The organism is Pseudomonas sp. TE3899 (assembly GCF_056279105.1).
Genome location: NZ_JBWBQR010000001.1, coordinates 4,393,559 through 4,416,855, shown reverse-complemented (window position 1 = coordinate 4,416,855; position 23,297 = coordinate 4,393,559). Strand labels below are relative to the sequence as shown.

The following is a 23,297-nucleotide window of genomic DNA, read 5'->3' as shown; positions in this document are numbered from 1 at the left end:
AAAATAAAAGAAATTTCAGCTATTTCTAACCTTTGTTCGACAGTCGGTCACGTAGCGTGTTTTCAAGAATCACTACATGCAGCCCTTCACACGCCGATCAAGGATAGACCATGACCCTGCCTTCGCTTGCCGAACTGCCCGCCATTCTTGAGCCGTTGGTCACCCGTGCCGAGCAGTCGTTCCGTGCGGCCGTTGCCTTATTAGAAGACGATCATGGTCTGTCGACCTGGACGCCAGAGCGCTGGGCGCAATTGGCCCGCGTCAGCGCCGCCAGCGACTTCGTGATTGAACAGAGCGTTCGTGACCCTTTGATGTTGCTCGCGCTGGTGCAGTCCGGTGAACTGGATCGCGCTTTTGCCCCCGGCGAACTGTGCGCGCAGATTGCGGCGGCGGTGAATGCGGCGGAAAGCGAAGATGAACTCGGCCGGGTCCTGCGCCGTCAGCGCACCCGCCAGCAAGTGCGGATCATCTGGCGCGACCTGACCCGCCAGGCCGATCTGGTCCAGACCTGCCGCGACCTCTCGGACATGGCCGATGCGAGCATCGATCAGGCCTATCAGTGGTTGTACGCGCGGCATTGCCAGCAATTCGGCGTGCCCACCGGCCGGCGCAGCGGCGAGCCGCAGCAAATGGTCATCCTCGGCATGGGCAAGCTCGGCGCCGTGGAGCTGAACCTGTCCTCCGACATCGACCTGATCTTCGCCTACCCCGAAGGCGGCGAAACCGTGGGCGTGAAGCGCTCGCTGGATAACCAGGAGTTTTTCATTCGCCTGGGCCAGCGTCTGATCAAGGCCCTGGACCCGATGACCGTCGATGGTTTCGTGTTCCGCGTCGACATGCGCCTGCGGCCTTACGGTTCCGCCGGTGCACTGGTCTTGAGCTTCAACGCGCTGGAGCAGTATTACCAGGATCAGGGCCGCGACTGGGAACGCTACGCGATGATCAAGTCGCGGGTGGTGGCCGGCGATCAAGTGGCCGGCGCGCAATTGCAGGAAATGCTGCGCCCGTTCGTTTACCGGCGTTACCTGGACTTCTCCGCCATCGAAGCGCTGCGCACCATGAAGCAGCTGATCCAGCAGGAAGTGCGGCGCAAAGGCATGGCCGACAACATCAAGCTCGGCTCCGGCGGCATTCGTGAAGTCGAGTTCATCGCCCAGGCGTTCCAGCTGATCCACGGCGGTCGCGACCTGAGTCTGCAACAACGTCCGCTATTAAAAGTCTTGAGCACCCTGGAAGGTCAGGGTTATCTGCCGGCACCGGTGATCGCCGAGCTGCGCAACGGGTATGAATTCCTGCGTTACACCGAACACGCGATCCAGGCGATTGCCGATCGCCAGACCCAGATGCTGCCGGACGGCGCACAGGATCAGGCGCGGATTGCTTACATGCTCGGCTTTGCCGATTGGGATGCGTTCCACGAGCGGCTGATGTATTGGCGCGGTCGCGTGGCTTGGCACTTCGCTCAGGTGATTGCCGATCCCGATGAAGAGGAAGGCACTGAGGCCGAAGTGGTGGTCGGTGGTGAATGGCTGCCGTTGTGGGAAGAGTCCCAGGACGAAGAGGCCGCGTGCCGGCAATTGGAGCAGGGCGGCTTTGCGGATGCTTCCAAGGCCCTGAAAACCTTGGCCAGCCTGCGCGGCAGTCCGCAGTTGCGCGCCATGCAGCGTTTGGGGCGCGAACGCCTCGATGCCTTTATCCCACGGTTGCTGGCCCAGGCGGTGGAACACGCCAATCCAGACCTGGTGCTGGAACGGGTGCTGCCCTTGGTGGAAGCCGTGGCTCGGCGTTCGGCTTATTTAGTGTTGCTCACGGAAAACCCCAGCGCGCTGCGGCGCTTGCTGACCCTGTGCGCCGCGAGTCCATGGATTGCCGAGCAGATCACCCGTTTCCCGTTGTTGCTCGATGAGTTGCTCAACGAAGGCCGCCTGTTCAAGCCGCCGCTGGCGCCGGAACTGGCCGCCGAATTGCGCGAGCGCCTGACGCGGATCCCCGAGGACGACCTCGAACAGCAGATGGAAGCCCTGCGCCATTTCAAACTGGCGCACCGCTTGCGTGTTGCTGCCTCGGAAATCGCCGGCAGCCTGCCGTTGATGAAAGTCAGCGATTACCTGACCTGGCTCGCCGAAGCGATCCTCGAACAAGTGCTGGCCCTGGCCTGGCGTCAAACTGTGGCCAAATACGGCACGCCGCTGCGCACCGATGGCACCTTGTGCGATCCCGGCTTCGTGATTGTCGGTTATGGGAAGGTCGGCGGCCTGGAATTGGGGCATGGTTCGGACCTGGACCTGGTGTTTATCCACGACGGCGATCCGCAAGCGGAAACCGACGGGGCCAAGCCGATTGATGGCGCGCAGTTCTTTACGCGGCTGGGGCAGCGGATCATTCACTTGCTCACGGCGCAGACCAACTCCGGTCAGTTGTACGAAGTGGACATGCGTTTGCGACCGTCCGGTGCGTCGGGGTTGCTGGTGAGTTCCCTCGGGGCGTTTGCCCGGTATCAGGAAAACGAGGCCTGGACCTGGGAGCATCAGGCGCTGGTGCGGGCGCGGGTGCTGGTGGGCAGTCAGGAAGTCGGCCAGGCGTTCGAGAAGGTTCGGGCGGCGATTCTGGGCAAGGCCCGGGATCTGCCGACCTTGCGCCAGGAGGTCAGCGAGATGCGCGCCAAGATGCGCGATAACCTCGGCAGCAAGAGCACCGCCGCCGGCACCGGGGCAAATGCCTTCGAGGCCACGGCGCCGTTCGATCTCAAGCAGGACGCCGGAGGTATCGTCGATATTGAATTTATGGTGCAATACGCGGCCCTGGCGTGGTCCGAACAGCACCCGTCATTGCTGCGCTGGACCGACAACATCCGCATTCTGGAAGAGTTGGAAAAGGCAGGACTGATGCCCGTCGAAGACGCGAGCCTGCTGCGCGAGGCCTATAAAGCCTACCGCTCCGCCGCGCACCGACAGGCCTTGCAGAAGGATCCCGGGGTGATTCCAGGCGACCAGTTCGTGGACGAACGGCGGCAAGTGTCGCGGATCTGGCGTGAGCTGGGGCTAAGCTGAAGCTGATTTGGAATGTGGCTGGCTTTTGTGGCGAGGGGGCTTGCCCCCGTTAGAGTGCGAAGCGCTCCCAAATCAGATTGCGCGGTCCGTCAGATGAAAATGCAGTGGCAGGTTTTGGGTCTGCTTCGCAGCCCAGCGGGAGCAAGCTCCCTCGCCACGAGATTTATGTAAATTGACACAGATGTCATAAATACAATGTGTATAAATTGACTCGAATATGCATGAAATTGATCCGACGAGCCCCAACCGGCTCGTCCAAATGACCTGCCGGCCAAGGCTGCAGGTGCTGGATTCTCGAGGCGGGGAGGCGTATGCCTCCCCGGTTCGTTTTTGGAAACCACATGAAAATTCTGATCGTTGGGCCCAGTTGGGTCGGTGACATGGTGATGGCGCAGACACTGTTTCAGTGTCTCAAGCAACGCCACCCGCAGTGCGAAATCGACGTGCTGGCCCCCGAGTGGAGCCGGCCGATCCTTGAGCGTATGCCCGAAGTGCGTCAGGCCTTGAGCTTCCCGCTCGGCCACGGCGCCCTTGAGCTGGCGACCCGTCGGCGCATCGGCAAATCCCTGGCCGGCCAGTACGACCAGGCGATCCTGCTGCCCAATTCCCTGAAGTCGGCGCTGGTGCCGTTCTTCGCCGGCATCCCGAAACGCACCGGCTGGCGTGGCGAATTCCGCTACGGCCTGCTCAATGACGTGCGCACCCTGGATAAAGAACGTTACCCGTTGATGATCGAGCGCTTCATGGCCCTGGCCTACGAGCGTGGCGCTGAGCTGCCGCAACCGTATCCACGGCCGAGCCTGCAAATCGACCCGATCACCCGCGAAGCCGCACTGGCCAAATTCGGCCTGACCCTGGATCGTCCTGTATTGGCCCTGTGCCCTGGCGCCGAGTTTGGCGAGTCCAAGCGCTGGCCGTCCGAGCACTACGCCAAGGTCGCCGAAACCAAGATCCGCGAAGGCTGGCAAGTCTGGCTGTTCGGCTCGAAAAACGATCACGCGGTGGGCGAAGACATCCGCGCGCGGCTGATTCCCGGTTTGCGTGAAGAGTCGGTGAACCTCAGCGGCGGCACGTCCCTGGCCGAGGCCATCGACCTGATGTCCTGCGCCGATGCCGTGGTGTCCAACGACTCCGGCCTGATGCACGTCGCCGCTGCGCTGAACCGTCCGCTGGTGGCGGTCTACGGCTCGACCTCGCCGGGCTTCACGCCGCCGCTGGCCGAGCACGTCGAGATCGTGCGCCTGGGCCTCGAATGCAGCCCGTGCTTTGATCGCACCTGCCGCTTCGGCCATTACAACTGCCTGCGTCAGTTGGAGCCGCAACCGGTCAATGAAGCCTTGCAGCGGTTGCAGGGCACTGTGGTCGAGGTCAATTAGTTTGCGGGTACTGTTGATCAAGACTTCCTCGCTGGGCGACGTGATTCACGCGTTGCCAGCGTTGACCGACGCGGCGCGGGCGATCCCCGGCATCACGTTCGACTGGGTGGTGGAAGAAGGCTTCGCCGAGATTCCGACCTGGCACCCGGCTGTGGGCAAGGTGATCCCGGTGGCGGTCCGGCGCTGGCGCAAAAACATCTGGCAGACCATCAAGAGCGGCGAGTGGAAACGCTTCAAACAAAGCGTTCGCGCCACCAAATATGATCTGGTGATCGACGCCCAGGGCCTGCTGAAAAGTGCCTGGCTGACGCGCTACGTCAAGGCGCCGGTGGCCGGGCTGGACAAGGATTCGGCTCGCGAGCCGATGGCTGCGCGTTTCTACTCCCGACGTTTGTCCGTGGGCCGTGGTCAGCACGCGGTCGAGCGAGTTCGTCAGTTGTTTGCGTTGGCTCTGGGCTACGACTTGCCCAAGGGTTTGGGCGATTACGGGCTGAGCGTCGAGCGCCTGGTGGAACTGCCGCGCAAGAATCCATACGTGCTGTTCCTGCACGGCACCACATGGGACACCAAGCACTGGCCCGAAGCCTACTGGCGCGAGTTGGCCGAGCGTGTCGGTCACCTCGGTGTGGCGGTGAAGCTGCCGTGGGGCAATCCGATCGAGAAGGCCCGCGCCGAGCGCATCGCCGCCGGTTTCCGCCATGTCGAAGTGCTGCCCAAATTGAACCTGGCCGGTGTCGGCAAGGTTTTGGCCGGCGCGCAAGCGTGCGTGGCGGTGGACACTGGCCTCGGTCACTTGGCCGCCGCGCTGGACGTGCCGACCCTGTCGCTGTTCGGCCCGACCAACCCGGGCCTGACCGGCGCCTATGGCAAGGCGCAGATTCACATCGCCAGCGACTTTCCCTGCGCGCCGTGCCTGCAAAAGAAATGCACCTATCAACCGACGGCCGAAGACGCCCGTCAGTTCGACCTGAAACGCGAGTGGCCTCTGTGCTTCACGCGTCTGAATCCCCAGCGTGTCGCCAGCCGACTGAGCACGTTGTTACTGGCTGAGGAGCTGCGCTGATGCAATTGGCTTTTGTCCTTTATAAATATTTCCCGTTTGGCGGATTGCAGCGCGATTTCATGCGCATCGCCCTGGAATGTCAGCAGCGCGGGCATCAGATTCGCGTCTACACGCTGATCTGGGAAGGCGACGTGCCGTCGGGTTTTGAAGTGCTGGTGGCGCCGGTCAAAGCGTTCTTCAACCATCGGCGCAACGAAAAGCTCAGCGAATGGATGGAGGCCGACCTGGCCAAGCGTCCGGTGGATCGCCTGATCGGTTTCAACAAGATGCCGGGCCTGGACGTCTACTACGCCGCCGACGGCTGCTTCGAAGACAAGGCGCAGAACCTGCGCAACTCGCTGTACCGGCGCTGGGGCCGCTACCGGCACTTCGCCGAATACGAGCGCGCGGTGTTTGCCAAGGACGCCAAGACCGAAGTGCTGATGATTTCCGAAGTGCAGCAGCCGCTGTTCATCAAGCATTACGACACGCCGCTGGAACGCTTCCATCTGCTGCCACCGGGCATTTCCCAGGACCGTCGCGCGCCAGCGAATGCGGCTGAGATACGCGCCGAATTCCGTCGCGAGTTCAACCTCAAGGATGACGATTTGCTGCTGGTGCAGATCGGCTCCGGGTTCAAGACCAAGGGTGTGGATCGCAGCCTCAAGTCATTGGCGGCGTTGCCCGCTGATCTGAAGAAACGCACCCGGCTGTTTGTAATTGGCCAGGATGACCCCAAATTGTTCCAGATGCAGAGCGCCACACTGGGGCTCGGCGACAACGTGACGTTCCTCAAGGGTCGCAGCGATATCCCGCGTTTCCTGTTGGGCGCCGACTTGTTGATCCATCCGGCGTACAACGAAAACACCGGCACGGTGCTGCTTGAGGCGCTGGTCGCCGGGTTGCCGGTGCTGGTCAGCGCGGTGTGTGGTTACGCCCATTACATCGCCGAGGCCGACGCCGGCCTGGTGCTGGACGACCCCTTCGAGCAGGCGCAACTCACGCAGTACCTGACCGGCATGTTGAATGACGCTCAAGCACGGGCGGCCTGGAGCCGCAACGGTCTGGCCTTCGCCGAGACGGCCGACCTCTACAGCATGCCGCAACACGCGGCCGATGTGATTCTGGCGGAGCACGCTTAATGAAGTTGATGCTGGCTGAACCGTTCAAAAGCCTGTGGGCCGGACGTGACCCGTTCGCCGAAGTCGAGGGCTTGCAGGGCGAGGTGTACCGCGAGCTTGAAGCGCGCCGGACCCTGCGCACTGAAGTGAACGGCAACGGGTTTTTCGTGAAAATCCACCGTGGCATCGGCTGGGGCGAGATCTTCAAGAACCTGCTCACCGCCAAGCTGCCGGTACTCGGCGCGGGCCAGGAATGGAAAGCCATCCAGCGCCTGCAAGACGTCGGCGTGCCGACCATGACCGCTGTGGCGTACGGCGAGAAGGGCAGCAACCCGGCGGACCAGCACTCGTTCATCGTCACCGAAGAATTGGCGCCGACCGTCAGCCTCGAAGATTTCAGTATCGACTGGGTCAAGAGTCCGCCTGAGCCGAAACTCAAGCGCGCACTGATCGCCGAAGTCGCGCGCATGACCGGCATGATGCACCGCGCCGGGGTCAACCATCGCGACTGCTACATCTGCCACTTCCTGCTGCACACCGACAAACCGGTGTCGGCCGACGACTTCAAGCTCTCGGTGATCGACCTGCACCGCGCCCAGACCCGCCCGGCGATTACCCAGCGCTGGCGCAACAAGGACCTGGCGGCGCTGTACTTTTCGGCCCTGGACATCGGCCTGACCCAGCGCGACAAATTGCGTTTCCTCAAGGGCTACTTCCAGCAGCCATTGCGCCAGATCCTGGCCGAGGAAGCGGCGCTGCTTGCCTGGCTCGAAGGCAAGGCCAACAAGCTTTACGACCGTAAACTGCGATACGGGGATGCGCTCTGATGCCGGGTTGGAGACTGGAACCTGCTTACAGCGATCTGGCGGAAGATTTTGGCAGTCTTGAGGCGGTCTTCGCGCTTCAGGGCGAGCGCCTGACGCGCGACCCGTTGTCCGAGGTGATTCGAGTCGAGCGCAACGGCGTCAATTATTACGTCAAGCGCTACGTCGGCGCTGGCAAAGGCCTGCGTCGTTACCTGGGCAAGCCACGAGTGAAAGCCGAATGGCAGAATCTCAAGCGCTTCGCCAAGTGGGGCATCCCCACCGCCGAAGTGGTGGCCTGGGGCCTGGAGCGTCGTGGTGCGGCGTACGACCGTGGGGCGATGATCACCCGCGAGTTGCCGCACACCGAAGACTTGTCGGCCCTGGCTGACCGGCATGACCCGAAACTGGCGGATCGCGCCTGGGTCGACGGTGTCAGTCGGCAGTTGGCGGGTTACACCCGGACCATGCACGACAATCGCTTCACTCATAACGATTTGAAGTGGCGCAACCTGCTGATCGATGACGAAGCCAAACTGTTCCTGATCGATTGCCCCAACGGCGATTTCTGGCGCGGCTTCTGGCTCAAATACCGCATCACCAAGGACCTGGCCTGTCTCGACAAGGTGGCCAAGTATCACCTGTCCGCTACCCAGCGCCTGCGCTTTTACCTGCAATATCGCGGACGGACCCGGCTCAACGCGGCCGACAAAAAACGCATCCGGCACGTGGTGAGATTCTTCGAGGGACGCGAATGACTGATTTTCTGGCCGCTGAAGACCAGGTGCTGCTTGAGCGCCATGGTCTCAGCACTTTCGACGCCCTCTGGGCCAAGCAGCTCGACGCGGTGGATGAACCCAACACCGCGGGTGGCGGCTGGAGCAGTGTGTTTCGGCTGGACCTGGAAGGTCAGGGCTTTTACCTCAAGCGCCAGAGCAACTACCTGACGCGGACCTTGCATGCACCGTTCGGCGAACCGAGTTTTGCTCGCGAGTTTCGTAACATCACCCGCTATCAAAAGATGGGCATCCCGGCGCTGCAAGCGGCGTTCTTCGGTGAGCGCAAGGTCGACGGCGAAGTCCGGGCGATTCTGCTGACCCGTGCCCTGGATGGCTGGGATGACCTGGATTCGCTGTTGCAGCGCTGGTCGGACCTGAGCCCGGCGCAGCACTCGGCGATTCTGCACGCCTGTGGGCAACTGGCGCGGCGCCTGCATGGCGTGCGACAGGTCCACGGTTGCTTCTACCCCAAACACATTTTCCTGCGGGCCACCGGCGACGGTTACCAGGCGCAATTGATCGACCTGGAAAAGACCCGGCCCTTGCTGTTCGGTCAGCGTGACCGGATCAAGGATCTGGAACCGTTGCTGCGTCGGGCGCCGGAATGGACCGAAAGCCAGCTGCGCGAGATGTTGGCCAGCTATGTGGATCAGTCGCCGGCCAGTTCGCTGGTAGACACCTGGGTTTCACGACTCACCGCGCGGCGCAGTCACAAGGAGACGCGTTGATGCGTTTGTCCGACCTGAAAAACGCCGGCCGCAGCCCGAGCCTGCCGTTGAACATTCCATTGGCCGATGCCGCCGGGCCTGCCGAGTTGCAACTGTTGAGTCTGTTGCGGGTGTTGCCGGGGCAGCGTTATGTGGGCGCGGGCGTCTGGCGTGGCCGGCCGGTGCTGGCCAAATTGCTGGTCGGCAGCAAAGCGGCGCGGCATTTCCAGCGTGAGCGCGATGGCGTGCGTTTGCTCGCCGATCAGGGCCTGACGACGCCGCAGTTGTTGGCGGATGGGCTGAAGGATGGCGAGGGCGGCTGGCTGCTGTTCGAGTTCATCGAAGGCGCCGAGAGCCTGGGCGAGACCTGGAAAAAAGTTGAACACCAGCCAGTGCTGGCAGACATGCAAGGTGCCGTGCTGGCCGAGGCGTTGGGCGCCATTGGCCAAATGCATCGCAAGGGCCTGTGGCAGGAAGACTTGCATCTGGACAACCTGCTGCGTCAGCGCGGTCGGTTGTACCTGATCGATGGCGGCGGCGTCTGCGCCGAAACCCCTGGCCAGCCGCTGTCGCGACAGAAAGTCCTGGAAAACCTCGGGGTGTTTTTCGCCCAGTTGCCCAAGTCGCTGGAACCGTTCACCGAAGAACTGCTGGTGTATTACCTGTTGAGCAACGGCGAGCACGCGTTGCCGATGGAAGCCTTGCAGAAGCAGATCGACAAGGTTCGGCGCTGGCGCTTGAAAGACTTCCTGATCAAGTGTGGCCGCGAATGCACGCTGTTCAGCGTCCAGCGCGGGGCCTTCGGCTTGCGGGCGATTCGTCGCGAGGAAGAAGCCGCGATGGTGCCGGTGCTGGAGCAGGCCGATGCCTTGCTCGATCAGGGCCACTTGTACAAGACCGGCGGCGCGGCGAGCGTCGGCAAGGTCGAGGCGGGCGGGCGCACGCTGGTGATCAAACGCTACAACATCAAGGGCTTTGCCCATTGGCTCAAACGCTTCTGGCGCCCGAGTCGCGCCTGGCATTCCTGGCGCGAAGGCAATCGCCTGGAGTTCCTGGGTATCGCCACGCCGAAGCCATTGGCGGTGCTGGAGAAGCGTTTTCTCTGGCTGCGCAGCCGGGCTTATCTGGTGACCGAGTACCTGTCGGGGCCGGACATCATCGAGCGCTTTGCGCCGTATGTTGAGAGTGGTGCTGCGCCGGAAAATGAACTGCTGGCGCTGGATCATCTGTTCGCGGAACTGATTCGCGAGCGGATCAGCCATGGCGATTTCAAGGGTCACAATCTGTTCTGGCAGCAGGATCGTTGGGCGCTGATCGATCTGGATTCGATGTGTCAGCACGGCTCGGCGGGCAGCTTCGCCCCGGCGTATGCGCGGGATCGGGCGCGATTCATGCGCAACTGGCCTGAGAGCAGCGCGCTGTATCAGGTGATTGATCAACGATTGCCGAAGGACATCTCCAGCCCGGTCTGAATCCCGATCCGTCATCGGAGGACAAGTTCTTAAGAACTGTCCTACATGATCCACAGACCCCATGAACTGTGCCCTGAACAACCCCGATGCTAGTTTGCCTGACGATTTCGACAGGCAGATTTTGATGAAGAAAATGGCGGTTGTACTGGGCGCATGTTCACTGACCTTATCCGGCTGCGGCACCGCGCTGACGGTGCTGCAAGACGACGCCGACGCCGCTCGCGGCCTCAGGAAACAAAAGACCTATTGCCAATCCATCCCCCGCGTCTACAGCGGCCTGGCCTATGACTTCTGCGTACTGAACGCACCGCCCGACCCCACCGGGGTTCTGGTGCCGCTGGTGTTGCTGGACTTGGGCCTGTCGGGGGCCTTGGACACGGTGGTCTTGCCGTACACGATCTATCGGCAGGGCACCGACGGCAATATCGCGATTTATTGGCGGGCGGGGCGTGGGTAACTCACTTGCCTCAACAACTCTTTCTTTTTGAAAACCAAAGCGATAGCGATAGCGAAGCCAATGCTGATAGGAAGAGGCTGTTGCCTTCGGCTGGGAAGTACAGCGACTTCATCGTTTATGTCGACGAGAGCGGCGACCATGGAATGCAAAAGCTAGACCCAAACTATCCAATGTTTGTGTTGGCATTCTGTGTTTTTCATAAAAGGCATTATTGCGAAAAGGTCATTCCTTCCCTTCAGAAATTTAAATTCAATCACATGGGGCACGATCTGATCGGTCTGCATGAATTGGAAATTCGGAGGGAAAAGGGCGAATTTTCCGGACTCTTCCTGTCCAGGCAACACAAACATGCCTTTCTCGATGAGCTGACGGACATTATTGAGGCCAGCAATTTCGTCCTGATCAGTTGCGTGATCGACAAGGCCGTCCTCCGCGAAAAAGAGGGATCTGTTCACAATCCTTATCACGTCGCACTCGGCTTCTGCTTGGAAACGCTTTATGAGTTTTTGCAGGAAAAGAACCAGCAGAGCGCATTGACTCATGTGATTTTCGAGCGACGGGGGAAGAGAGAGGATAACGAGCTTGACTTGGAGTTTCGCCGCATGCGCGATGGCGCGAACCGATTGGGCTTTAAGCTGCCGTTCGAAATCGTCTTTGCAACCAAACAAGTGAATTCCACGGGGCTACAGCTGGCGGACCTCGTTGCAAGACCCATTGGTATGAGCGTTTTGCGGTCGGGGCAGGAAAATCGTGCCTTTGACGTGCTCAAACGTAAGTTTTATTGCAGTGGTGGCCGTAATCATGTGGGAGAGGGTTTCGAAAATTGGGGTTTAAAGATTTTCCCGCGCTCAGAAAGCGAAAAGCCCCGATGAAACTCACCGAGGCTAGAACGCCGACCAGGTTCTCCCAGTCCACTTGCGCAGGAGTCTATGTCGTGGTCGCGTGTCTGTCAACGCGCGACCCCGCCGCTTCCCGCTAGAGGTTTGCCAGCGCTTTTACGCTATAATCCCGCCCTTTAGCTGTCTCTCGCCCCTTGCGAGGGCACATTAATTTTTGAGGCGCTTGTCGCCTGAATGCAGACTAAAGAGGCTAGACCCCTGTGGCATTGACGATTCTTGGCCTGTCCGGCGCCCTTAGCCATGATCCTTCCGCAGCCTTGTACATCGACGGCAAGCTGGTCGCGGCGGCTGAGGAAGAGCGCTTCGTACGCGATAAACATGCAAAGAACCGCATGCCCTACGAATCGGCGAAGTTCTGCCTCGAACAGGCAGGCATCAAGCCGTCCGACGTTGATGTGGTCGCGATTCCGTTCGCCCCGATCAGCCTGTTCGGCAAGGCACGCTGGCACTACGCCAAGCGTTACTGGTACGCCCCGGACCGCGCCCTCGACGCGATCCTGATGGGCAACCGTCGCTACAAGCGCTATCGCAACAAGATCGTGTTCTGCCTTGAACAACTGGGCTTCGACCCGAAGAAAATCAAGATCGAGCCGGTCGAGCACCACCTGGCCCACGCCTCCAGCGCTTACCACTGCTCCGGTTTCAAAGAGAAAACCGCGATCCTGGGGATCGACGGCAAGGGTGAGTACGCCACGACCTTCTTCGGTTATGGCGAAAACGGCAAGATCCACAAGATCAAGGAATTCTTCGATCCGGACTCCCTCGGCGGCCTGTATGGCGCGATCACCGAGTTCCTCGGTTTCGAGATGCTCGACGGCGAGTTCAAGGTCATGGGCATGGCGCCGTACGGCGACGCCAGCAAATACGATTTCTCGCGCCTGGCGTCGTTTGAAAACGGCGAACTGGTGATCAACACCGACTACGCCAACGTCATCGGCCTGCGTCGTTATAAAGAGAAGGGCAAAGGCTTCTACTTCTCGCCGAAGCTGATCGAGTGGCTGGGTCCAAAGCGCGAAGGCGACATCGCCGACGAGCCGTACATCCACTACGCCGCCAGCATGCAAGCGCTGTTCGAAAAGATCTCGCTGCAGATGATCGACCACTACCTGGGCGACGTGCTCAAGGAAACCGGCAAGCTGGCCTTCGCTGGTGGCTGTGCGTTGAACGTCAAGCTGAACCAGAAAATCATCGCCCGCGACGACGTCAAGGAACTGTTCGTGCAGCCTGCGTCGGGTGATGCCGGTACGGCGGTGGGTGCAGCGGCCTATGTGTCCCACGCCCGTGGCGTACCGGTCGAGAAGATGGAACACGTCTACCTCGGCCCGTCCTACAGCAACGAAGACGTGATCGCCGCGTGCGCCCGTCACCCGAGCAAGCCGGCCTGGCGCAAGATCGAGAACATGCCGGAAAACATCGCCAAGATCATGGTCGACGGCAACCCGGTGGCCTGGTTCCAGGGACGCATGGAGTTCGGTCCGCGTGCCTTGGGCGGTCGTTCGATCATTGGTTGCCCGAGTGCCACCGGCGTGGCTGACCGTATCAACCACCAGATCAAGTTCCGCGAGCGCTGGAGGCCTTTCTGCCCGTCGATGCTCGACACCGTGGCTCCGCAGATGATCAAGGTCGATCACCCGGCGCCGTTCATGACCTTCACCTTTGAAGTGGCGGAGGAGTGGAAGACCCGCGTGCCGGAAGTCGTCCACGAAGACGGCACGTCCCGGGCCCAGGTGCTCAAGCGCGAATACAACCCGCGCTACTACGACATGATGAAAGCGCTGGAAGTGCTGACCGGCAACGGCGTGTCGCTGAACACCTCGCTCAACCGTCGTGGCGAGGCAATGATCTGCTCGCCGACCGACGCTCTGAACATGTTCTTCGGCTCCGACCTGCAATACCTGATCATGGAAGACATTCTGGTGGTCAAAGAAGGCGCGGACGCTTATGACACGCTCGGCTGAACGCCATGTGCTGCAGTTCTGCCACGGCTATGACGGGCCGTTCCTGGACTGCGCCCGGCAATACGCCAGCCTGTTCGCGGGGACTGGCTATCGGGTGACCACGGTCTTCTTGACCGGGGCCGCCGATAGCGAAGTCGCCGCGGGCTGCGCTTCCGATGAAGTGCTGTTCATGGAATACAGCTCCAAGGCCATTCGCGGCCTGAAGCTGGGCGCCATCGGCGATCTGCGCAAGATCGCCGCCTCGCGCAACTTCAGTTTCTGCATCGCCCATCGCTTCAAGCCGATCTACATCGCCTTGCTCGGCACCTCGTTGCCGGTGATTGGCGTGCACCACGCGTTTGGCGATTACAAACGTGGTACGCGCAAACTGTTCGCGCACATCTTCCGCAAGCGCTTGAGCCTGCTCGGCGTGTCCGATGCGGTGCGCGACGACATGCGCAAGTGCCTGCCGAAATGGCCGGCGGCGCGGATTCAGACGCTGTACAACCGTATCGACGTGCAGGCGTTGCAGGTCACTCAGGTGTCGACTCGCGAGGCCCGGGAAACCCTCGGTCTGGCGGCGGACGCCTGGGTGGTCGGCAACGTCGGGCGGCTGCACCCGGACAAGGATCAGGCCACGCTGCTGCACGGTTTTGCCGCAGCGTTGCCGGGTTTGCCGGGCAATAGCCAACTGGTGATTCTCGGTTCCGGTCGCCTGGAACAGAACCTCAAGGACCTGGCCCGTGAACTCGGGATCGGCGATCGCGTGCTGTTCCTCGGCCAGGTGCCTGACGCCCGACGTTACTTCCGCGCTTTTGATGTATTTGCCCTGAGTTCCGATCACGAACCGTTCGGCATGGTGCTGCTCGAAGCCATGGCCGCCGGTGTACCGTTGCTCGCCACGGCCTGTGGCGGGGCGAAGGAAGTGGTCGAAGGCGTGGGCATTCTGTTCCCGCTGGGCGATGCCGAGCACCTGGCGCAAGGGTTGCAACATTTGGCCGCGATGAACGAGCAGCAACGCCGCCAGTGTGCCGAGCTGATGCTCGACCGCTTGCGTGAGCGCTTCTCCGACCGCGCGGTACGCGAGGCTTTCTGGCATTTGCCGCACGTTACCGAACTGGCACAGAGGGGCTGATGCTCAACCGATTTCAAGGCTGGCGCGAACGAGGCTGGGCGTCGGTTGACGCCTCGACGTATGCCGATGCCTGGCAGCGTTTTGGCGGCAGTGTCGCTACCCATCCCATCGTCGTCGAGCGCCTGGCCGCGCTGGCGCAGATTCCGGTGCGCTACCTGGCCTGGGAGCACGATGGCGACATCAAAGCCGCGATCCCGACCTGGGGCCGCGACCTCGCACTGTCCAAGGACGTGCTCAAGCGCAGCGGCAAAAAAGGCCTGTTCGACCTCGGCAACGCCGAGCTGATCCTGCCGGCCGCCGCCGAGACCCTGGCCCCGTTGCGTCATCGCGGGCGTTACTTGTCCGCACTGAACGAAGGCCGCTTCACCGGCATCAAGTTGCAGACCGAACAACTGGCCATGGCCCGCACCCCCGAAGAACTGTCGAAGAAGTTTCGCTACAACCAGCGTCGCGAATTGCGCCTGCTGGAAGAGGCGGGTGGCGTGGTGCGGCCGGTCAGCGAGTTTTCCAGCAGCGAACTGGCGGCGATTTACTGCGACCTGTTCCTGCGGCGTTGGGGCTTCCCGGCCACCGGCGCGGCGCGCATGGCCGAGGTGATCGAGTTGCTGCGCGAGTTGCTGATCGGCTCGGTGATATTCCTCAACGAGGCGCCGATTGCGATTCAACTGGTGTATCGCGTCGAAGCCCCGGAGTGGATCAGCGTCGAGTACATCAATGGCGGCGTCGACCCGGAAACCCGCGAGTTCAGCCCCGGCAGCGTGCTGAGTTTCCTCAATACCCAAAGCGCCTGGGAACACGCTCGCGCGTTGGGTAAACCGTTGCGGTTTTCCTTCGGTCGGGCCGACCGTGAATACAAGGACCGCTGGTGCAATCCTGTGCCGGTCTTCACCGTATGAGCCAGCCCATGAGTCGCAAACAGCAACTGCTCAAGCGTCACCGTCGCAACAAGCGCATCGGCCTGCTGATCGCGCTGGCGCTGTTGATCGTCATCGGCCTGCTGGTGGCCTGGTGGTTGCCGCTGGTGCTGGCGGTCCTGGGCTGGATCGCCCACGAGGCGTGGTTTGCCGACCATTTGTTCTATTCGCCCAAAGACGATTACCAGTACAGCTTCCCGCCCTACACCCAGCGGCCCAAGGTCCATCTGGTGGGCGAGCATCTGCGGCTGGATGAAGGCGTGATGCTGGTCGACGACGCCACGCTGGTCCTGGCGTTGCGGGTCAAGAGCACCTGGCTGGGCCGTTTTATTGACCCGGTGATCGAGTTGGCGGGTGGTAACCACCCGGACCGGCAAACCTTCGAACGCGGCGTCGATGGCCTGCGCTACTTGAACCTGACGGGTCAGTCGCACGTGCTGTCCCAAGGGCAGTTGCGTTTGCGCGGGCGCTTCTGCCGGTTGCTCGGCGAACCGGTGCTCTGGGCCTTTGAACAACCGGATTACCACCGTCAGCGGGTCATGGTGATCGCGCCCCACGCCGACGACGCCGAACTGGCGGCCTACGGTTTGTACAGCCAGGCCAATGAAGCCTGGATCGTCACCCTTACCGCCGGCGAAATCGAAGCCGAACATTATCAGCAGATGGGCCTGAGCAAGGTTGAAGCGGCGCGGCTCAAGGGCCGCTTGCGCGCCTGGGACAGCATCGCCGTGCCGCGTTGGGCTGGCGTGCCGCAAGAGCATTGCGTGCAGTTGGGTTATTTCTGCCTGCAACTGGCGGCCATGAAAGCGGCGCCATCGCAACCCATGGGATCACGGGAAGCGGAGCTGGGCGACACCCGCCTGTTCCGCCAGTTGAACCCGTTTACCCTGCCCGGTGACGCCGACGGTGCGCCGACCTGGAACAACCTGCTGGCCGACCTGCGTGAAGTGCTGTTGCGAGCCCGTCCGGAGGTGATCGTGCTGCCGCACCCGACCCTCGATCCGCATCCCGATCATATCTGCGCCCAGGAAGCGGTCCTCGAAGCGCTCCGTGGCCTGGACTGGCAGCCGACGCTGCTCGGCTACGCCAATCATCTGCACGACAACGATCGCTGGCCGATGGGCAATGAGGGTCATGGCGTCGCGCTGCCGCCGGCGTTCGATTCGTCCATGCCCATGCAGCCGTGCTGCCTGCCGATGTCCATTGAGCAACAGCGCGACAAGGCGATGGCGCTGGGGATGATGCATGACCTGCAACCGCCCATGCCGTTCAAGCGACGTTTGCGCCGCTGCATACAGCGACTGTTGGCGGGGCGGGTACCGCCGACTTATGGCGAGAACGAGTTCTTCCGTAAAGCGGTCAGACGCCATGAATTGTTGTGGGTTTTGAAGCATACAGATACATCTGCACAGTAAAAATGAAGCATGACGCGGTTTAGCATGGCGTCAAATCAACCAGCCGTGACTTTGTGTAATGGACCAGCGCCCGCGTATTCTTTTTCTGATTCCTTACTTCGGCCAATGGCCGTTCTGGATGCCGTTCTTTCTGGAGAGTTGCAGGCGTAACGCCGACATCGACTGGCTGCTGTTCAGTGACTGCGGCACGCCTGAAAATCTGCCACCCAATGTCACCGTCGAGGCCATGACCTTCAGTGATTATTGTGCGTTGGTCTCACGGCGCTTGAAGATCGACTTTGCGCCCACTGCCGCTTACAAGCTGTGCGACATCAAGCCGGCGTTGGGGCATATTCATGTCGACCGCCTGCAAGGCTATGATTTCTGGGCGTTTGGCGATATTGATCTGGTGTATGGTGACCTGCGAAGTTACTTCACCCCGGATCGCTTGGCCGGTTATGACCTGTTTTCCACCCATGAGCGGCGGGTTGCGGGGCATTTGTGCCTGATGCGCAACACCGCGCGCAAGCGTGAGTTGTTCATGCAGATCAAGGGTTGGCAAAAGCGTTTTACCGACCAGGAGCATCACGCGCTGGACGAAGGGGCCTTCAGCCGTATCTTCCACTGGCGCAAGAATTTTCCCGAGCCTCTGTTCACCCTGGTGGGCAAGCTCAATCCGTGGCGTCGCCGCAGCGAGTTCACCGAGGCCTTCAGCACGCCGGGTGGCTGCATCAAATGGCATGACGGCACGGACGATTTTCCGCGTCACTGGTATTGGCGCGATGGCAGTTTGAGCAATGATCGCGATCGCGATGGCGATCGCCGGTTTCCGTACTTCCACTTCGTTTGCTGGAAACGCAACGAGTGGTCACGGTTGACCCCACCCGATCCAGCCGAGGTCAGGCGCCTCGCCGCCGAACCGGTCTGGGTCATCGATGCGACTGGTTTCCACGGGGAGAGTTATGAGTCAACGGTCAAAGGTTCTGCAACTGCAGCCTGACTACAACGTCAAAGCCCATGATTTTGCCGACCTGGCAGAGCAGATCGTCAAGGCGCTGCCAAGCGATCGCTATGAGGTGACTGCCGCGTTCCTGCGCGGCAAGCCGGGGCCAGGCGAGGCGGTGAGCCGTGCCGACCGTTCGGTGTATTTCGAGTTTTCCGACAAATCCCTCAAGGGCATGCGCCTGCGTGCGATGTGGGCGTTGTACAAGTTTTGCCGCGCCGAAAAATTCGACGTGGTGATCTGCAACCGTTTCAAACCCGTGAACATGATGCTGACGCTCAACCGTTGGCTGAAAGTGCCGCTGTGCATCGGCATCTCCCACGGCTTCGGCGAGTACGACCGGTTTTACCGGCGCCGCCAGACCCAGCGCCTGGTGGATCGTCACTGGCGCTTCGTCGGCGTCTCGCCGGCGGTCAAGCAGTACCTGTTGGATGCCGACTGCGGCTTTACCGACCAGAACACCTACGCCATTACCAACGCCATCGACATCGAGCAGGCCGAAGGCTTGCAGCACAGCCGCGAGCGCGCCCGCGAGATGCTGGGCATCGATCCGTCGGTGCGACTGATCGGCGCACTGGGCCGTCTGGTGCCGGTCAAGGGTCACACCTATCTGTTGCAAGCGTTTGCCGCGCTCAAGGACAAATACCCCGACACCCAACTGGCGATCATCGGTGCCGGGCGCGAAGAAGCGAAGCTGGCGGCCGAGATCGAACGCCTGGGCCTGACCGGCCGGGCGCACCTGCTGGGCTTCAAGGAAATCGCCTTGCAGTACATTCGCGCGTTCGATGTCTGGACCATGCCGTCCCTGGCCGAAGGCCTGGGCCTGGCGCTGCTCGAAGGGATGAGCGGGCATCTGCCGGTCATCGCTTCGAACGTGCCGGCGATGCTGCCGCTGATCGAGGGCGCCGGTGGTCTGGCGATTACCCCGAAAGATGTGCCAAGTCTGGTCGCGGCGCTGGATAACTACCTCGCCCTGTCGGATGAAGAACTCAAGGCCAAGGGCGAGCAGGCGTTCCGATATCTGCAGACCGAACACGACATCGAGGTGTTCCGCCAGGAATACCTGAACCTGATCGACTCCGGCCTGGAACAGGCTCGCAAGGAACCCAAATGAACGACGAGCAACCCATCGTCACGGTCATTATCGCGTCGTACAACCACGCTCCCTACATCGAGGAAAGCATCCTCAGCGTCGTCAACCAGACCTATCCGAACATCGAATTTCTGGTGGTTGATGATGGTTCAAAAGACGACAGCGTCGAGCGCATCAAGGCGTTGCAGGCGCAGCATGGCTTCGACTTTCGCGTCCAGGAGAATCAGGGGCTGACCAACACGCTCAACGGCGCGATCGCCCGCTCCAAGGGCAGCCTGATCGTGCCGTTCGGTTCCGATGACATCATGTTGCCGGAACGCATCGCCACGCAGGTGGCGTACATGGATGGCAAGCCCGAGGTCGGCATTTGCGCCGGCAACATCGAGCTGATCGACGCCGACGGCAATCTGTACCCGGAGAAACGCCAGCGCCGGGATGTACCGTTCCGTCGTCTGGATTTCGATGACATGTTCCTGGAGCGCAAGCCCTATCCACCGGCGCCGACCCTGATGATCCGTCGTGAAGCGCTGGACAAGGTGGGCGGGTTCGATACGAACATCCGCCTGGAGGATTTGCTGATCGAACTGAAGGTGACCCGTGCCGGTTACTTCATCGATGGCCTGAATGTGCTGATGGCGCGCTATCGCAAGCACGCCACCAATTCCTACAAGAACCACCGCTTCATGATCGACAACATCCTGCGGTCCTACGCGCTGTTCAGCGATCATCCGCTGTACGACGAGGTGCGCTACAAGTTCCTCAGCTCGATGTTCCTGAAAACCGCCAACCGCGACCGCAAACTGGCGCGGGAGCTGCTGTCGCAGATCCCGTTCAAGGCCTGGAACAAGAAGACCTGGCGTGGTCTGGGGCGACTGTTCTTTTCGCCGCTGGAAAAGGACTGAATCCGCTGAGGAAGATCGCTCGATGTTATCGAGCGAACTTTTCTCTCAGGCTCTTTGTCATCCGACCCTGACGCAGCCACTTCAGGACGTGCTTGCCGGCGTTGATGCCAGGCTTTTCGATGTACAGGAAGGTCGCGCTGCTGATGATGATCAGCAGGCACGCGCACAGCGCCATCATCGGCAGGAAGGTCCAGGTTTCACGCGTATCGATGGGCAGTATGTGTGGCAGACGCTGCAACATAATCCAGAGCAGGAAACCGTGCAGCAGGTAAGTGCTGTAGCTGATTTCTCCGAGCCAGCGGATGCTGCGCGGCTTCAAGGCGCCGAATAGCGTGTGCCCCGACGCCACGATCACGAAAAACACCGACATCAGCAACAGCGGAATCAGGCTGAACGCCCGGTTGAAAGCGGTAAAGGCAATCGCGAGGGCGAGCAACGCGATAATGCCCGCCAGTCGTGTTTGGCTCCAGGCCACCAGTTGCGGGCGGCGTACCCAGTACGCGGCACCGATGCCACCGAGGAAGCTGGCCAGAAAGTGCTTCTTGAGCGAATGCTCCCAGCCGACGACCTGGTACAGCGCGTAAATGCCGACCAGGCACAACACCACTTGTAGCCAGCTACCGCGATAGATGAACACCATCGCGGCCAAGGGCAGCGCCAGATAGAAAAACACCTCGTAGCCCAGGGTCCAGGTGACGTTGGAAATCAGCATGCCGGTCTGGTGGTACTGGTTGATGTCCGGGCGGTCGAAGGTCAGCCAGGCCAGAATCTGCCCGGCGAGCCGGAAGCCGGTCTCCTTCAGCTCCCAGTTCTGCAGGTGGAAGACGGAGACAAACACCAGCAACATCAGTGGCAGGTACAGCGGGTAGAGGCGAAACAAGCGGGAGACCGCGAAGGCCAGCCAGTCATGTTCGCGCCCTTGGGTGAGCAGTCGGCTCCAGAACAGAAAACCGGTGATCATGAAAAACAGCGCGACGCTGCCCTGGCCAAGCTGCGAGTAGAAGTTGCTCGGTGGAAAATCAATCACGCCGGTGCGCAGAAAGATCCAGGTAATGATCGAGTGGTGTACAAAAACCCCAAACGCCAGATAGCCACGCAGGCCGTCGATGCTGGCAAAGCGACTTTCGCCGGAATGCTGCAGGTGCCGGGCGATTTTCGGAACGGCGCGCAGCAGTAACGCGGCGGTCACGATGGCCACCAGGTAGGCGCCCAGCGCGATGAAGGGGTTGGTTTCGGTCATCAATGAGCCTTGGCCGTGTTGCTGGCGGCCAGCACTTGCCTGTGCAGGTTGTCTACGGCGGATGTGGAGGCGGTGGCGGCGTATCCCTGGAGCAGCGCCTGGAAGTGATCCTCGAACAGCCAGCGCCGATCCTCGTTGTAGCGTTGCATATGGCGCAAATTACGCTGACGCAGCGACAGGCTCAATGACGACGGGTAGATGCGCATGTCGGCCAGATCGATCAGGCCGAACTCGCCGTCGCTGAGCACCAGTACATTGCCCAGGTGCAGTGAGCGGAAGTACACGCCTTGCTCATGCAACTGCGCCATGAACTTGCCAAAACGCTCCACCAGTGCCTGACGCACCGCCGGTGCGGTGATCCCTTGCAGGACCTGGCGCAGGGTGTTGCCGGGCAGTGGCGAGTAATGCACGGCACTGCTGCCGTCTTCGAGGCGATACAGGCCCAGGGTCTGTGGGGTTGGAATGCCCAGGGTCCGCAGTTGCTCGCTGTTGATGGCAAAACGTTCGGAATAAGGGTTGAAACTGCCCGAGGTGTACCAGCGGCGACGGCGGAACAGCTTGAGGAAACTGCCATCGACCAGGCGCAGCACTTTCGGCCCGAGGCCATCCTCTTCGATTACCTGGGCATTGGCAGTCATGTGCTCGAATGCCATTGGCGTCAGCCCGTTGACCGGCGTGGCCAGCAGGCGCCTGGCGCGCTGGTTGATGCTCAGTGCGGCGATCAGCGCCAGGGGGATCCACAGCAGGAACCAGTGCTCCTTGGGACGGGAAATGATGCCGCCGCCCTCGGTCAAACCCGCACCGATGCCGAATATCAGCCAGGTCGAAGCGACGATAAACAGTGGCTGCACACGATTGCGCCAGCTGCTCAGCAGGGCCCAGCCCTGAAAGAACAGCCAGGGCAACAAGCCTAGAATGCCGACGTAATAGAGCACGCCAAGGGCAAAACTATGGGGTTCTTGCAGGTTGTAGCCGACGCCGGGGTCGAGTGACAGGCTGGCGTTGTAGCCATGGCCGATCCACGGGTGCTCGGCAATTCGCTGCAGCACCAACTGCCAGATTTCGAGGCGGAAGGAGTCGCCTCGCTCAACGATCATCCGCGAAAACAGCACGCTGACCCCGACTCCACTGACGATCAGGGCGGCGAGCAATACGATCGAGCGACGATTCCAGCAGATGAAACTCAGCCACAGCGCTGCCAGCGTCAAGGCCACCAGTGGGGTTCTGGAGCCCGTGGCGATGACCGCGGCGAACATGATGGCCATCGCCGGAAGGCTGAGCCAGAGCATCTGCCGCCGCTTGCAGGTCATGCTCAGGCTTAACCAGTAGGCGCAGAAAAAGCCGAAGATGTGCGAGCTGAGCAACGGGTTGTCGAACGCACCGCCACCAATCAGACGCATGCCCGGCTGATAGATATGGGCAAACATGAACAGGTTGTAGACCGAGGCAATCAACCCGACCAGCGCGGCACTGAACAGCAGCGGCTGGATGATTTCGCTGCGATGGCGCACCAGCAGATAGGAACCGGCGAACAGCAGCAGCGTATGCAGCGCCGGCTTGAACTGGGCGGGGATGCTCTCGTCATCCGCCGGTCCCCAACACAGGCTCAGCAGGGCCCAGGCAGCGAACAGCAATAGCGCGACAAACACCGGCTCACGCACTAATTCCTTGAGTTCCCGCGGTCGCAGGCACAGGGCAATCAGCGATGGAATGCTAAACAGGCCATAAAACAGCTTATGGTGAAGACTGCGCCCGGGCAGAAAGAACAGCGCGCACAGGAGCAAAAGATAGCCCAGTGGAAGTATCCACAGGCAGATGAAGTCGAAAACTCGATTGGACGTGCTGTTGAAACCGCTGAGTTGCATGCTGAGAGATTCAATCCTGAAGTTGATCGGCCATTTCGGGGTGATGGCTATTTGATGCTGAATGCAGTGCCTAACAATAACAGCCTTTATGCGTTTGCCAGAACCCTG

At 61.0% G+C, this 23,297-nt stretch carries 19 protein-coding genes; 17 read left to right on the top strand and 2 right to left on the bottom strand.

The window, feature by feature from the left end:
• Positions 1–110: 110 nt before the first annotated feature.
• The 17 genes from glnE to ACZ89E_RS20035 all read left to right on the top strand — a co-directional run bounded on the left by glnE (position 111) and on the right by ACZ89E_RS20035 (position 20,084).
• The gene (glnE, locus tag ACZ89E_RS20115) at positions 111–3,050 is read left to right on the top strand and encodes a bifunctional [glutamate--ammonia ligase]-adenylyl-L-tyrosine phosphorylase/[glutamate--ammonia-ligase] adenylyltransferase (protein ID WP_463259203.1); all 2,940 of its coding nucleotides are present in this window, start codon (positions 111–113) and stop codon (positions 3,048–3,050) included.
• A gap of 341 nt (positions 3,051–3,391) precedes the next feature.
• Entirely contained in the window at positions 3,392–4,426 is a 1,035-nt protein-coding gene (gene waaF / locus ACZ89E_RS20110) for a lipopolysaccharide heptosyltransferase II (protein ID WP_149659225.1), read from the top strand.
• A 1-nt stretch (position 4,427) separates the two neighbouring features.
• A complete protein-coding gene (gene waaC, locus ACZ89E_RS20105; RefSeq protein WP_476256311.1) occupies positions 4,428–5,489 on the top strand; it encodes a lipopolysaccharide heptosyltransferase I in 1,062 nt (353 codons plus the stop codon).
• Positions 5,489–6,610: a glycosyltransferase family 4 protein gene (locus ACZ89E_RS20100; protein WP_149659227.1), complete on the top strand. Its 1,122-nt coding sequence runs from the start codon at positions 5,489–5,491 to the stop codon at positions 6,608–6,610. The genes waaC and ACZ89E_RS20100 overlap by 1 nt, the downstream gene beginning before the upstream one ends.
• Positions 6,610–7,416, top strand: coding sequence for a lipopolysaccharide core heptose(I) kinase RfaP (gene rfaP / locus ACZ89E_RS20095; protein WP_149659228.1), 807 nt, complete (start codon positions 6,610–6,612; stop codon positions 7,414–7,416). Before ACZ89E_RS20100 ends, rfaP begins: the two co-directional genes overlap by 1 nt.
• Positions 7,416–8,150, top strand: coding sequence for a lipopolysaccharide kinase InaA family protein (locus ACZ89E_RS20090; protein WP_149659229.1), 735 nt, complete (start codon positions 7,416–7,418; stop codon positions 8,148–8,150). The genes rfaP and ACZ89E_RS20090 overlap by 1 nt, the downstream gene beginning before the upstream one ends.
• Positions 8,147–8,899 carry a lipopolysaccharide kinase InaA family protein gene (locus ACZ89E_RS20085; RefSeq protein WP_476256310.1) on the top strand — a complete coding sequence of 251 codons (753 nt, stop codon included), beginning with the start codon at positions 8,147–8,149 and terminating at the stop codon, positions 8,897–8,899. Before ACZ89E_RS20090 ends, ACZ89E_RS20085 begins: the two co-directional genes overlap by 4 nt.
• On the top strand, positions 8,899–10,350 hold the full coding sequence (locus tag ACZ89E_RS20080) for a lipopolysaccharide kinase InaA family protein (RefSeq protein WP_476256309.1): 1,452 nt from the start codon (positions 8,899–8,901) through the stop codon (positions 10,348–10,350). The genes ACZ89E_RS20085 and ACZ89E_RS20080 overlap by 1 nt, the downstream gene beginning before the upstream one ends.
• Before the next feature lie 121 nt (positions 10,351–10,471).
• Entirely contained in the window at positions 10,472–10,807 is a 336-nt protein-coding gene (locus ACZ89E_RS20075; RefSeq protein ID WP_178129125.1) for a YceK/YidQ family lipoprotein, read from the top strand.
• A 5-nt stretch (positions 10,808–10,812) separates the two neighbouring features.
• Entirely contained in the window at positions 10,813–11,679 is an 867-nt protein-coding gene (locus ACZ89E_RS20070; RefSeq protein ID WP_149659232.1) for a DUF3800 domain-containing protein, read from the top strand.
• Between the two features lie 227 nt (positions 11,680–11,906).
• Positions 11,907–13,664 (top strand): carbamoyltransferase family protein, encoded by a 1,758-nt coding sequence (locus ACZ89E_RS20065; protein WP_133837954.1) that lies wholly within the window; start codon positions 11,907–11,909, stop codon positions 13,662–13,664.
• Positions 13,648–14,778, top strand: coding sequence for a glycosyltransferase (locus ACZ89E_RS20060; protein ID WP_476256308.1), 1,131 nt, complete (start codon positions 13,648–13,650; stop codon positions 14,776–14,778). The genes ACZ89E_RS20065 and ACZ89E_RS20060 overlap by 17 nt, the downstream gene beginning before the upstream one ends.
• Positions 14,778–15,674, top strand: coding sequence for an antimicrobial resistance protein Mig-14 (locus ACZ89E_RS20055; protein ID WP_149659234.1), 897 nt, complete (start codon positions 14,778–14,780; stop codon positions 15,672–15,674). Before ACZ89E_RS20060 ends, ACZ89E_RS20055 begins: the two co-directional genes overlap by 1 nt.
• 8 nt (positions 15,675–15,682) lie before the next feature.
• Entirely contained in the window at positions 15,683–17,107 is a 1,425-nt protein-coding gene (locus ACZ89E_RS20050) for a PIG-L deacetylase family protein (protein WP_476256307.1), read from the top strand.
• Positions 17,108–17,165: 58 nt separating this feature from the next.
• The gene (locus tag ACZ89E_RS20045) at positions 17,166–18,086 is read left to right on the top strand and encodes a DUF6625 family protein (RefSeq protein ID WP_149659236.1); all 921 of its coding nucleotides are present in this window, start codon (positions 17,166–17,168) and stop codon (positions 18,084–18,086) included.
• The gene (locus ACZ89E_RS20040) at positions 18,049–19,203 is read left to right on the top strand and encodes a glycosyltransferase family 4 protein (RefSeq protein ID WP_463259211.1); all 1,155 of its coding nucleotides are present in this window, start codon (positions 18,049–18,051) and stop codon (positions 19,201–19,203) included. Before ACZ89E_RS20045 ends, ACZ89E_RS20040 begins: the two co-directional genes overlap by 38 nt.
• Positions 19,200–20,084, top strand: a complete 885-nt coding sequence (locus tag ACZ89E_RS20035; protein ID WP_149659238.1) for a glycosyltransferase — start codon at positions 19,200–19,202, stop codon at positions 20,082–20,084. Before ACZ89E_RS20040 ends, ACZ89E_RS20035 begins: the two co-directional genes overlap by 4 nt.
• A 25-nt stretch (positions 20,085–20,109) precedes the next feature.
• Here ACZ89E_RS20035 and ACZ89E_RS20030 read toward each other — a convergent pair whose 3' ends face one another.
• Positions 20,110–21,324 carry an acyltransferase family protein gene (locus tag ACZ89E_RS20030; protein ID WP_476256306.1) on the bottom strand — a complete coding sequence of 405 codons (1,215 nt, stop codon included), beginning with the start codon at positions 21,322–21,324 and terminating at the stop codon, positions 20,110–20,112.
• On the bottom strand, positions 21,324–23,189 hold the full coding sequence (locus ACZ89E_RS20025) for an O-antigen ligase family protein (RefSeq protein WP_476256305.1): 1,866 nt from the start codon (positions 23,187–23,189) through the stop codon (positions 21,324–21,326). Before ACZ89E_RS20025 ends, ACZ89E_RS20030 begins: the two co-directional genes overlap by 1 nt.
• Positions 23,190–23,297 lie beyond the last annotated feature (108 nt).